Source organism: Kribbella sp. NBC_00889 (assembly GCF_045207705.1).
In the GTDB taxonomy this organism is placed as follows: domain Bacteria; phylum Actinomycetota; class Actinomycetes; order Propionibacteriales; family Kribbellaceae; genus Kribbella.
This window is the reverse complement of sequence record NZ_CP108783.1, coordinates 6689609-6702171: the sequence shown is the minus strand read 5'-3', so window position 1 is coordinate 6702171 and position 12563 is coordinate 6689609. Positions and strand designations below refer to the sequence as shown.

9 protein-coding genes are annotated in these 12563 nt (G+C 68.3%); 6 read left to right on the top strand and 3 right to left on the bottom strand.

The window, feature by feature from the left end; translation table 11 throughout:
- Positions 1-321 precede the first annotated feature (321 nt).
- From OG817_RS32740 to OG817_RS32730, 3 genes are read left to right on the top strand one after another with little or no spacing between them, the layout of a single operon-like run.
- The gene (locus OG817_RS32740) at positions 322-1356 is read left to right on the top strand and encodes an ATP-binding cassette domain-containing protein (RefSeq protein ID WP_406048550.1); all 1035 of its coding nucleotides are present in this window, start codon (positions 322-324) and stop codon (positions 1354-1356) included.
- Entirely contained in the window at positions 1353-2165 is an 813-nt protein-coding gene (locus OG817_RS32735; protein ID WP_406048548.1) for an ABC transporter permease, read from the top strand. Before OG817_RS32740 ends, OG817_RS32735 begins: the two co-directional genes overlap by 4 nt.
- Positions 2162-3013: an ABC transporter permease gene (locus OG817_RS32730; RefSeq protein ID WP_406048547.1), complete on the top strand. Its 852-nt coding sequence runs from the start codon at positions 2162-2164 to the stop codon at positions 3011-3013. The genes OG817_RS32735 and OG817_RS32730 overlap by 4 nt, the downstream gene beginning before the upstream one ends.
- A gap of 49 nt (positions 3014-3062) precedes the next feature.
- Here OG817_RS32730 and OG817_RS32725 read toward each other — a convergent pair whose 3' ends face one another.
- Positions 3063-6083: an alpha-mannosidase gene (locus OG817_RS32725; protein WP_406048545.1), complete on the bottom strand. Its 3021-nt coding sequence runs from the start codon at positions 6081-6083 to the stop codon at positions 3063-3065.
- A 188-nt stretch (positions 6084-6271) separates the two neighbouring features.
- On the opposite strand from OG817_RS32725, the gene OG817_RS32720 reads away from it, so the two are divergent.
- Positions 6272-7306 carry a TAXI family TRAP transporter solute-binding subunit gene (locus OG817_RS32720; RefSeq protein ID WP_406048544.1) on the top strand — a complete coding sequence of 345 codons (1035 nt, stop codon included), beginning with the start codon at positions 6272-6274 and terminating at the stop codon, positions 7304-7306.
- Between the two features lie 24 nt (positions 7307-7330).
- On the opposite strand, the gene OG817_RS32715 is transcribed toward OG817_RS32720, so the two are convergent.
- Both OG817_RS32715 and OG817_RS32710 read right to left on the bottom strand, forming a co-directional pair.
- On the bottom strand, positions 7331-8671 hold the full coding sequence (locus tag OG817_RS32715) for a sensor histidine kinase (RefSeq protein ID WP_396391435.1): 1341 nt from the start codon (positions 8669-8671) through the stop codon (positions 7331-7333).
- 36 nt (positions 8672-8707) lie between these two features.
- A complete protein-coding gene (locus OG817_RS32710; protein WP_012918592.1) occupies positions 8708-9373 on the bottom strand; it encodes a response regulator transcription factor in 666 nt (221 codons plus the stop codon).
- A 118-nt stretch (positions 9374-9491) separates the two neighbouring features.
- Between OG817_RS32710 and OG817_RS32705 the strand changes: the two genes are divergently transcribed.
- Together OG817_RS32705 and OG817_RS32700 are read left to right on the top strand one after the other, a co-directional pair.
- Positions 9492-11522: a TRAP transporter permease gene (locus OG817_RS32705; protein WP_406048542.1), complete on the top strand. Its 2031-nt coding sequence runs from the start codon at positions 9492-9494 to the stop codon at positions 11520-11522.
- The gene (locus OG817_RS32700) at positions 11519-12496 is read left to right on the top strand and encodes a TAXI family TRAP transporter solute-binding subunit (RefSeq protein WP_406048541.1); all 978 of its coding nucleotides are present in this window, start codon (positions 11519-11521) and stop codon (positions 12494-12496) included. Before OG817_RS32705 ends, OG817_RS32700 begins: the two co-directional genes overlap by 4 nt.
- Positions 12497-12563 lie beyond the last annotated feature (67 nt).

Below are 12563 nucleotides of genomic sequence, written 5' to 3'. Positions count from 1 at the left end.
GACGGGCGTCGTACGAACCAAGGCCCGCGCCCCGGCAAACCAGTAGACACCGCTTTCCCCGGTCTCTACCGTGACATCCGGTAGCCGCACGTCGGAAGGACCTGAGCGGAGATGCCCGCACCCCGTCGAGATAACGGACGTCAGTTGACTTAGCGTCCGTCGGAGCCACCAGGGCCGCAGCCTTGGGGAATCGCGCACCCGGGAGGAGCCGAGAGGCCCCCCGGTCGATCCAGTTCGACGGTGTCACGGCAGCTCCTGCGCTCAGCGCAGTGACGCTGCCCGGTCCTGTGTTCAGTCGACTCTGGAAGCGGTGCTCCCTTCATGAATTCTTCTTCTGACGTCCCGTCGATGCAGCCGCGGGTGATCGCGGCGCGGGATCTCACCAAGACCTACACGTTCCATCAGCAGCGCGCCGGGCTCGGCGGCGCACTGACCAGCCTGGTCCGGCGCAAGTACGAGACCAGGCTTGCGGTCGACCGGATCAGCTTCGGCATCGACCGTGGTGAGGTGGTCGGGCTGCTCGGCCCGAACGGCGCCAGCAAGACCACCACGCTGAAGATGCTCTCCGGCCTGCTCTACACGACCTCCGGCGACCTCGAGGTGCTCGGCTCCACCCCGTCGGACCGCAAGCACGACTACCTGCGCCGGATCGCGCTCGTGATGGGCCAGAAGTCCATGCTCTGGTGGGACATCCCGGCGATGGAAAGCCTCCTGCTGCACAAGGACATGTACGGCCTGGACCAGGACGAGTTCGAGCACAACGTGGCCGAACTCGCGGAGCTCCTGGACGTGCGGGACCTGCTGAACATCCAGGTTCGCAAGGTCTCCCTCGGCGAGCGAATGAAGCTCGAGCTGATGGCGGCGCTGGTGCACGGCCCGGAGATCCTGTTCCTCGACGAGCCGACGATCGGCCTCGACGTCGTCGCGAAGGCGCGGGTCCGGTCCTTCCTCGCCGAGGTCAACAAGCTGCGCGGTACGACGATCCTCGTCACCAGTCACGACATGGACGACATCGAGGCGCTGTGCTCGCGGGTGATGATCATCGACCACGGCCGCCTGCAGTACGACGGCGGCCTGGACGAACTCGTCCGGACCACGCGGCCACGCAAACTCGTCCAGGCGACGTACGCGACCACCGTCGACGGCCACCGGCTGACCTCGCTCGACGGGGTCGGCGCGGTCGAGAGCTCCGGGCAGCTGGTGAAGCTCGAGGTCGATCGCGAGCGGACCGGCGATGTCCTCGAGCAGCTGACCCGCCTCGGCCCACTGGTCGACCTCGACGTCGCGGACGCCGATGTCGAGGACATCATGCGCGACCTCTTCGTCCGCCGCAGTACGTCGGGGGACGCGTCATGAACACCTTCGTCCGCAATGCCCGGGTGCTGCGCCGGATGACCGTGGCCGAGATCGTCCAGCAGTCTGTCTATCGCGGCGCCTGGGTCATCTTCATGGCGGCCAACATCTGCGTTCCGGTCATCTCGCTGCTGATCTGGCGGACAGCGATCGCGAACGGGGCCGGGCTCCCGATCGACGAGCAGTACATCACGACGTACTTCGTGCTGCTCAGCTTCGTCACGATGGCGACCTCGTCGTGGCTGACCGGGTTCCTCGCGGACGACATCCGGCTCGGGAAACTGTCCCGCTGGATGGTGCGTCCGGCGTCGCTGCTGCTGGGCTTCGTGAGCAACAACCTGTCGGAGAAGTTCCTGAAGGTGTTCGCACTGGTGCCGATGATCGGTGGGTTGTGGTGGATCTTCCGCGACTCGATGAAGATTCCGGCCGGACCTGGTCGCTGGGTGTTGTTCGCGGTCAGCCTCGTACTGGCAGCGGTCCTGGTGTTCACCATCGACATCCTGATCGCATCACTGGCGTTCTGGATGGACGACGTCGCGGCGCTGGCGCAGGCTCGGTTGATCATCGCGAGTGTGTTGTCAGGCTCCGTCGTACCGCTGGCGCTGATGCCTGCCTGGTCCCGGACGTTCGTCGACTACCAGCCGTTCCGGTACACGGTGTCGTTCCCGGTCGAGATCGTCGCGGGTGGTCTGAGCCGATCGGAGCTGTTGGCCGGCCTGGGGGTGCAGCTGGCCTATGTGGTGGGCTTCGGCGTACTCGCGCGGTTGGTCTGGTCGGCCGGGATCCGGGCGTACTCGGCGGTGGGCGCATGAGCGAGCTGCGGACGTACGCCGGCGACCGGGCGCCACTGGATCGCAATCGACTGCACAAGCAGGGGCGCCACCTGCGACTGTGGCGTCGGTTCCTCGCGCAGGCTGTCGTTCGGGAGACGCACTACCGGGCGCATTTCGTCACCACCCTGCTGGTCGGACTGGTCCAGTTCGGACTCGGGATCGTGCCGGTCCTGCTGCTGTTCGGATTCACCGGTCAGCTGCACGGCTGGTCGCGGGCCGAGGTGATCACGCTGGCCGGGATGTACCAGATCGTCACCGGGCTGATGGCTGCGTTCATCGCACCGAACCTGAACCGGATGACGTCGTACCTGACCGAGGGCGAGCTCGATGTGGTGCTGCTGCGGCCGGTGTCGAGCCAGTTCTACCTGACACTGCGGTGGATCAACGTGGCCGAGCTGAGCAACGTCGTCAGTGGGCTCGCGGTGGTGGTGATCGGCCTGGTGCAGTCGGGGGCGACGCCCGACCCGCTGGAGGTCGTTCAGGCTCTGGCGCTGGCGGCGTGCGGCCTGGTGCTGCTCACGGCGGTCTGGTCGGCGATGTCGTTCCTGGCCTTCTGGCTGCAGTCGGTGGGGCCGATCGGGAGCATCTACCTCAACCTGGTCGAGGCCGGGCGGTATCCGTTGGTGTTCTTCCCGGTGCCGGTGCGTGGATTCCTGACCTTCGTGTTCCCGGTCGCGTTCGCCTCGACGTTCCCGGTCCAGGCGCTCGGTGGGGACCTCGGGTGGTGGCCGGTCGGCGGTGGTGCCGGGCTCGCCGTGGTGGCGTTGACGCTCGTCCGGATGCTGTGGCGGCGCGGTCTGCAGTCGTACGCCAGCGCCAGCTCCTGACCACAAGCGCCCGGCGCCGCTGTCGCGGCGCCGGGCGAGGGGTGGGGGGTCAGGAACGCTTGAAGCGAAGGGTGAGGATCTGGAACGGGCGGAGTTCGAAGGTGACTCCGTTGTCCTGCAGGTTCCGGTCGGCCAGGTGGCGTTCGAGGAGGTCGACCTCGGTCACTGACGCCGCGCCGAACGACGGCGTGACGGTGGCGCGGGAGCGGCCACCGGAGGACTCGTAGAGGCGGACGACGACGTCGCCGGAGCGGTCGTCGGCCAGCTTGAGCGACTCGACGATCACGTTGCCGTTGTCGAGGGCAACGATCGGCTCGGCGCCGTCGGCACCGGTGACGACGCGCTCGGGCAGGTTGATCCGGTAGCCCTCTTCGATCGCCTCCGGGATGCCGGCACCGACCACCAGTGCATGGTTGACGGTGTGCACGCCCTGGTCGGTCTGCGGGTCGGGGAACCGCGGTGCGCGGATCAGCGACGTCCGGATCGTGGTGGTCGTGCCACCGTCCTCGCGTCCGGTCCGGTTGATGTCGTGGCCGTACGTCGAGTCGTTGACGACGGCAACGCCGTACCCCGGCTCGCCGACGTGCACCCAGCGGTGCGCCGCGATCTCGAACTTCGCCGCGTCCCACGAGGTGTTCTGGTGGGTCGGCCGGAAGATGTGCCCGAACTGCGTCTCGGACGCCGACCGGTCGGCGTGCACGTCGACCGGGTACGCCGCCTTGAGGAACTTCTCCGCCTCGTGCCAGTCCATCGTGGTCTCGATGTCGACCCGCTTCGTGCCGGGCCGCAGCCGCAGCGTCTGGGTGACCGTCGACCGGCCGAACGAGCGCTTCACGACGACCGTCGCGACACCGGAGTCGGTGCTGAAGTCGACACTGTCCACCTCGGTCACGTCGCGGACGTTGTTCTTGTAGAACGAGTCCACGTCCCAGGCGTCCCAGTTGTTCGGGGTGTCCACGTGCAACTGCAGAAGGTTGCCCACGGCCCCCGGCGCGATCACCTCACGGCCGGCCTCGACGTCGTACAGCGAGGTGATCAGACCGCGGTCGTCGATCGTGACCCGGATCAGCCCGTTGTCCAGTACGCCGTCCTGCACCGACACGGCCTGGCCTTCGCCAGCCGCGACACCAGCGCCGAGCCCGGCGATGCCGTTGCGCCCGTGCGGAGCGGCGTTGAAGACGATCTGGGAGTCGCCGGATCCGGCCAGCGCCTGCTGGGCCTTCGCGATGATCGCCTCGAGTTCCGACGCCAACCGAGCGTACGTCTCCTCGGCCTCGCGGTGCACCCAGGAGATCGAGCTGCCGGGCAGGATGTCGTGGAACTGGTTCAGCAGCACGGCCTTCCAGATCCGGTCCAGGTCCTCGTACGGGTACGCGTCCAGCTTGCCAGCGACCACGGCCGCGGCGGACCACAGCTCGGCCTCGCGGAGCAGGTGCTCGCTGCGCCGGTTGCCCTGCTTGGTCTTGGCCTGCGAGGTGTACGTCGCCCGGTGGATCTCGAGGTAGAGCTCACCGGACCAGACCGGAGCGTGGTCGTGGTACTCCTCCTCGGCGGCGGTGAAGAACTCGGTCGGGGACTCGATCGTCACCCGCGGCGAGGACTCCAGGTTCGCCACCCGGCGCGCGGTCGCGACGAACTCACGGGTTGGGCCGCCACCGCCGTCGCCGTACCCGAACGGGACGAGCGAACGCGTTGCCGCGCCGTTCTCGGCGAAGTTGCGCTGGGCGTGCGCGAGCTCCCGGCCGGACAGGTCGGAGTTGTAGGTGTCGATCGGCGGGAAGTGGGTGAACACCCGGGTCCCGTCCAGGCCCTCCCACCAGAAGGTGTGGTGCGGGAACTTGTTCTCCTTGTTCCAGGAGATCTTCTGGGTCAGGAACCACTTCGACCCGGACAGCTTCACGAGCTGCGGCAGGGCCGCGGTGTAGCCGAACGAGTCCGGCAGCCAGACCTCCTGGGTGTCGATCCCGTACTCGTCCAGGAAGAACTTCTTGCCGTGCACGAACTGCCGGGCCAGCGCCTCGCTGCCGGGCAGGTTGGTGTCGGACTCGACCCACATGCCGCCGACCGGAACGATGGTGCCGTCGGCAACGGCCTTCTTCAGCCGCTCCCACACCTCCGGGTAGTTCTCCTTCACCCACGCGTGCTGCTGGGCCTGCGAGAACGCGAAGACGAGCTCCGGGTACTCCTGCGCCAGCGTGGCGACGTTGGACACCGTCCGGGCCACCTTGCGGCGGGTCTCCCGCAGTGGCCAGAGCCAGGCGGAGTCGATGTGCGCATGGCCGACCGCGGACAGCTGGTGTGCGCTCGCGTGGGCCGGCCGGCTGAGTACGTCGGTCAGCTGCGCGCGGGCGTCCGCGGCAGTGGCGGCGACGTTCTCGTAGTCCAGGGCGTCCATCGCGCGGCTCAGCGCCCGCAGGATCTCCCGGCGGCGCGGCTCCTGCACGGACAGCTGCTGCTGCAGGCCGTCCAGCGCCTCCAGGTCGAGGATCAGGTCCCAGACCTCGGCGTTGAAGACGGCGACGTCGGCACGGGCCAGCCGGTAGATCGGCGTACCGCCCGGCTCGGGCTTGCCGCCGACGTCGGTCGGTGCGAACGCGTTCGACCCGAGGACCTCGGGGTTGGCGGCCGCCTCGACGTAGAACTCGATCCGGTCGCCCGCGTGCGCCGGCGTACCGTCGGGGCCGAGGATCGACAGCGGGGCGTAGGTCTGCCGCGGGTGCAGGCCCTTCAGCGGTACGCCGGACGTGGTGTGGACCAGGCCCTCCGCGGAGAACCCGGGGCCGCCGCTGAAGCCGAGGTCGATGACGGCCTCGATCTCGCTGCCGGCCCACTCGGCCGGGACCTGGCCGCTGAACTTGAACCACGCGGTGCCCCAGGCCGCACCCCACGGCAGCCCGATCGCGGCCGGCTCGTAGGTCTGGGCGAGTGCCTCGGCGGGGGACACCGGCTCACCGGGGGCGTGCCACACCTCGATGTCCAGCGGGACGGAGGCACCGTAGATCGCGGGGCGGATCCGCTCCCGCAGGGCGCGCTGGAGCCGCTCCTCGATGAGTTGACGGTCGTCGTGCACGAAATCATCCTCCGGCCAGGTCTGAATGGGCTGCTCACGCGATCCGCGCGACCGCTGCATGACAACGCTGTCACACCCACCCCGTACCCGTCCAGACGCAGTTCATCGCAGTACCTGCGGGTAGCGGTTCGGTTGCGGGCAGGGTACGTAACTACCCGGAGAGCCGGATGTTGTCTAGGTTGTCCTGCATGGATCGCCCCCGCCTGTTCACTCCCGACAGGAACAGCCTCCTCAGACCCGACGGAATGACCCGGCGCAGCCTGCTTGGTCTAGGGGCCGCGGCGGTCGCCGCGATGGCAGTGCCCGGATGTTCCCGCGGCCGCTCCGACGAGCCGGCACCGGACGGCCCGGGCATCTTCGCGACCGGCAACAAGGGCGGCGTCTACAACCAGTTCGGCATCGACCTGTCCAAGCTGATCAGCGAGGTCACCGGCGTCACGCTGCAGCCACTGGTCACCGGCGGTTCGGTCGACAACCTGCTCAAGGTGTCCAGCCAGAAGGCCGACATCGGTTTCTGTACGTCGGACACCGCGCTGGCGGCGTACGAGGCGACCGGGGTGTTCGCCTCCGGGAAGCTGAGGTTCAGCGCGCTGGCCCGGGCCTACGACAACTACGTGCACGTGGTCGTGCCGATGGCCTTCAAGGGCCAGGAGCTGAAGGCCCTCGAGGGCAAGGTGGTCAGTGTCGGCCAGCAGACGTCCGGCACCAGGATCGTCGCCGACCTGATCCTCAACACCGCCGGCGTGAAGGTGACGAAGCGGTTCCTCAGCCTGGAGGACTCGGTCAAGGCGCTGGAGGCCAAGGCCAACAACCCCAAGGCGAGGGGCGGCATCGACGCGCTGATCTGGAGCGGCGGCGTGCCGACCGAGCCGATCGGCAAGCTGCAGGACTCGATCGGCTTCCGCCTGCTCGACATCGGCAACGTCGCCCAGACGATCGCGCTCAAGGAGTTCGGCGGCTACGTGGTGTCCGCGATCCCGCCGTCGGCGTACAAGCTGGCCAGCTCGGTGCCGACGCTGGCGATCCCGAACTACATCGTGGCCAAGCCGAACCTGTCGGACTCGTGGGCCTGGTGGACGATCAACACCTTGTTCCGCCGCCAGAACGACCTGATCGCGGCACATCCGGAGGCCGGCGCACTCGACCCGCGCTCGGCGATCGCGACGATGCCGATCCCGCTGCACCCGGCCGCCGAGCGCTGGTACCGCGAGAACCACATCTGAGCAGGGCGTACGCCGTACGACCTCTTAGGCGTCGTAGTCGTCGATCAGCGGGACGCGAACCTCGATCACCAGACCGCCGCCGATCGGCGGACGGGCGACGACGCGGCCGCCGACCCGGGCCGCTTCGGAGCGGACGATCGCCAGCCCCAGGCCGGTGCCCGGCATCTCCCGGTGGTGCGCACTGCGCCAGAACCGCTCGCCGACCTTCTTCAGGTCCCGCGAACCGAGGCCGAGCCCGTGGTCGCGGACCGACAGCACCACTTCGGTGCCGTCCCGCGTCACCGACACCTCGACCGGCGGAGCGCCGTACTTGGAGGCGTTGTCGAGCAGTACGTCGAGGATGTCGTCGACCTCGAGCTCCGGGCCCACACCGCCCGGCACCATCTCGCCGATGATCAGTTCCATGTCGTCGGCGGCGTACACGGCCTTCCAGCCGACCAGCCGCTCCTTCACCGACTGGGCCAGGTCCAGCGGCTCTTCGTTGCCCTCGGCATCGGCTCCGGGGCGGTCCGAGCCGGCCAGCCGGGACAGCCGCTGGACGATCCGGCCGAGCCGGTCGATGTCGCTGAGCGCGAACCGCGCGGTCGGCGACAGCCGGGACAGGCCCTCGATGTGGATCCGCGCCGAGGTCAGCGGCGTCCGGAGCTGGTGCGAGGCGTCGGCGACGAACTCTCGCTCACGCTGGCGGGCCTGGTGCAGGCTGAGCGCCATCGAGTTGAAGCTGTCGCCGAGGCGGCGCAGCTCCGGAGCGCGTCCGTCGGTGGACACCCGGGTGTCCAGTGCGCCGCGGGTGATCTGGTGGGTGGCGTTGTCCAGGTCGCCCAGCGGCCGCAGCACCCAGCGGGTGATCGGCCGGACGATACCGATGATGATCGCGCCGATGCTGATCAGCAGTCCGCCGAGGAGCAGCAGCAGACCGCGCTGCACCTGGTCGCGGGCCTCCTCGGTCGGGACCCGCAGGACCGCTGCGCCGAGCACGCTGCCGTTGTTGACGACCGGACGGGCCACCACCATCTCGCCGGACCGCCACGGCCACAGGGCCGGCGGCTCGGGTGGCAGGCGGCCGGCCAGGGTGCTGTGCAGGGCGGCCTCGAGGTCAGGCTCGTCCACGTCGACGCCGGACACCGAGGTCGCCACGACGCGTGAGTCCACGTCGACGACGAACACCGGGGTGTTGTAGAGCTCCTGGTAGCGGACCGCCATCTCACGCAGGTTGGCGATGTCCCCGGACTGCAGCGGCGCCTCGGCCATGGCGGCGAACCAGTCCGCGTCGTTGCTGCGGGACAGGAAGAGGGTGCGCGACGTACTCGTGGCGATGTAGTTGGCCAGCGGTACGACGGCGACGATCGCCAGTGCGACGACCATCGGAACGAGGGACTGCAGCAGTCGACGGCGCAACGGTCAGTCCGAACCCAGGCGGTAGCCGACGCCGCGGATGGTCTGCACGAGCTCGGGCCGGCCGAGCTTGGCGCGCAGGCTCGCCACGTGCACGTCCATCGTGCGCGACGAGGCCTCGAAGACGGACTGCCACGCGTACAGGGCGACCTGTTCGCGCGGCACTACCCGGCCGTGGTGGGCGGCCAGCACAGCTAGCACGTCGAACTCCTTGCGGGTCAGGCTGATCGGCTTGTCCGCGACCTGCACCGTCCGGGCCTCGATGTCCACGGTCAGGTCGCCGACGGTCACCCGGGGGCGGGGCTGCAAAAGGCCGGTACGACGAAGTACAGCATCGATGCGGGCCAGCAGCTCGGAAATCGCGAACGGTTTGACCACATAGTCGTCCGCGCCGCTGCGCAACCCGCGAACGCGGTCGGCCGCCTCACCGCGCGCGGTGACCGCGATCACTGGTACGTCGGACACCGTCCGGATCTGCCGGCACACGTTGATGCCGTCCCCGTCGGGCAACCCGAGGTCCAGCAGGACCAGGTCGCCGGGGTCCGCCGCGAGGGCGTCCGCGGCCGTCCGGACGTGCGTCACCATCAGGCCGTAACGCCGCAACGCGGGTATCAGGGCATTGGCGATATCGAGATCGTCCTCGACCAGCAGAATCCGTACCGCGCCACTCATGCGGTGATCGTAGGCCAGGAGACGCTCATATGTGTCAGATCTTGGTAAAGACGTAATCACGCGACTGCGTGCTGTGTTCGGCAACATTAGCCTTCCGAACACAGGAGGGAACCGGTAGATGACTGTCGGTATCGGTACGGGGGCCGGCTTGACCGCGCCCTCCGAGGAAGAACTGGCCGAGTACGAGCAGGAACGCCCGGCTCGGCGGCTCAGACCTGCCCTCGACCTGGTGATTTCGGTCTGGTGCGCGATCGTCAGCGTCGGCGTGCTCTGGCAGGTGTTCTTCCCCTTACCACAGGGAACGCAGTTTTACCTGGTGATCTTTCTCGCAGCCGTTCTGCCGATCACGCTGCTCTGCTACCGGGGCTGGAAGGTCCCGGCGTTCCTCAACCCGTTCAAGGACCGGGCCACCGACGACCCCGGGATCACCGACTGGATCCTGGCCGTGGTCGCGCTGGTGGTCTGCGTCTACCCGCTCATCGACTTCGACGGTTATCTGGAACGGCGTCAGGCTCCGACGACTCTCGATATCCTGGCCGGCACCGTACTGCTCATCCTGTTGCTCGAGGCCTGCCGTCGTACCACCGGTTGGGTGCTGCCGGTGTTCAGCCTGGTCTTCATCGCCTATGCGTACTACGGCGGCTACCTGCCGTACACGTGGTCGCTGGCGCACCAGGGCTTCAACTTCGACGCGATCATCGCGCAGTTCACGATGGGCACGGCCGGGTTCTACGGCACACCGTTGGGCGTCGCGGCCAGCTACATCGTGCTGTTCACCATCTACGGCGCGGTGCTCGACTACTCCGGGGCCGGCAAGTTCTTCATCGACTTGTCCTTCGCCGCCTTCAAGCGCAGCCGGACCGCGCCTGGCCGCACGGTCACCTTGGCCGGCTTCCTGCTGGGCAGTGTGTCCGGCTCCGGTACGGCGACCGCGGTGTCGCTCGGCACGGTGTCCTGGCCGATCCTCCGGCGGGCCGGCTACCCGCCCGAACCGGCAGGTGGAATGCTCGCCGCCGCCGGCATCGGCGCGATCCTGTCGCCGCCGACCCTGGGCGCGGCCGCGTTCATCATCGCCGAGTTCCTGCGGGTCTCCTACCTGACCGTGCTCGGGTACGCCGTCATCCCCACGATCCTGTACTACCTGGGCATCCTGCTCGCGATCGAGATCGACGCCCGCCGGCACGGCACGACGTCGGCCGAGATCTCGCAGCAGTCGGCGCTGCGGCTGCTGCTGCGGTTCGGGTACCACTTCCTCTCGCTGTTCGTGATCATCGGCTTCATGGCGGTCGACGTACCGCCGTTCAAGGCCGTGGTCTACGCCGTGATCATCCAGTTCGGGTTGTCGTTCCTGGACCGCGAGCACCGGCTGACGGCCGGGCCTTTCTTCAAAGCGCTTGCCCAGGGCACCCGTTCGGTGCTGCCGGTGGCGGCGACCTGTGCGACCGCCGGCATCATCGTCGCGGTCACCACGCAGACCGGACTCGGGCTGAACCTGGCCGAGATCATCGTCAGTGCGGCGCACGGCCTGACCGAGGACCACACCGTCGTACTGTCCCTCACCGTGCTGCTGTCGGCGATCGCTGTGCTGATCCTGGGTCTGGCGGTGCCGGTGACGGCGTCGTTCATCATCGCCGCGGTGATCATCGCGCCGGCGTTGACGCAGCTCGGGGTGACGCAGCCCGAGGCGTACATGTTCATCTTCTACTACGCCGTACTGTCCGAGGTGTCGCCGCCGACCGCACTGGCCGCGGTCGCGACGTCCGCCATCACCGGCGGCAAGGTGATCCCGACGATGTGGCAGGCGTGGAAGTACACGCTGCCGGCCTTCCTGGTGCCGTTCGCGTTCGTGCTGACCGACAACGGCGCACACCTGCTCGGTCAGGGATCGTTCGTCGGCATGCTGTGGACGCTGGCCGTGTCGATGCTCGCCGTCGCCGCGCTCGCGGTGGTGACCGGTGGCTGGATCGTGGTGGCGACGAGTTGGGCCGAGCGGTTGCTGTGTGTTCCGGCGGCCGTCCTGCTGCTTTACCTCGCGCCCGTAACCATCACGGCCGGAATCGGTTTGCTACTTGTTGCCGTCGTCATCAATCTGGTCCGGCGGCAACGCCAGGCCGCCGCCGCCCCGAAGGAAGGACCCGTCCCCTCATGAGACTCCGTCGACTGCCCACCGCCGCGGTGGCGTTCGCTGCTGTCTTCTCGCTGGTTGCCTGTGGCGGGCAGCGTGAACCGACCGGCTCCGGTACGGCGACCGGAGGCCGGCTGACGATCGCCACCGGCAACACGACCGGCGTGTACTACCAGTTGGGCGGCGCGCTGGCCTCGGTGATCTCGCAGAAGATGTCCGGCTACCGGGCGACCGCCAGTGAGACCGGCGCCTCGGTGCAGAACGTGCAGGGCCTGGTGGCCGGCAACTACGACATCGCGTTCTCGCTCGGCGACACCGCGGCCGACGCGGTGAAGGGCGAGAACAGCTTCAAGTCCAAGCAGGACGTGGTCGCCCTGACCCGGCTCTACAACAACTACACGCAGGTCGCGGTCCATACGTCGGCCGGGATCAACTCGATCGCGGACCTGAAGGGCAAGCGGGTCTCCACCGGTTCGCCGAACTCCGGCACCGAGGTGATCGCCCGCCGGCTGCTCGAGGCGGCCGGCCTGGACCCGGCCAAGGACGTCACCGCGCAACGGCTCGGCCTGCCGGAGTCGGTGGACGCGATGAAGTCCGGCACGATCGACGCACTGGTCTGGTCCGGTGGCCTGCCGACCGGCGGTATCACCGACCTGACCACGAGCATGGGCAAGGGCGTGAAGCTGATCCCGATCGTCGACCTGCTGCCGAAGATGCAGGACAAGTACGGTCCGGTCTACAGCCAGGCGCCGATCCCGGCGGCGACGTACAAGCAGCCGGCCGACGTGGCGACGATCATCGTGCCGAACGTGCTGCTGGTCCGCACAGACATGAAGGACGAGCTGGCCGAGCAGGTGACCAAGGTGCTGTACGACAACAAGGACGCCCTGGTCGCGGTGAACGCGGCGGCCAAGGACATCACGCTCGACAACGCCGAGAAGACCGACCCGGTGCCGCTGCACCCCGGCGCGAAGAAGGCGATCGACGGACTGAAGTAATCCCCTGACCGCCCTCCCCCGCACACCAGGCGCAGCGGGGGAGGGTGTTGGGACCCATCTCCACACA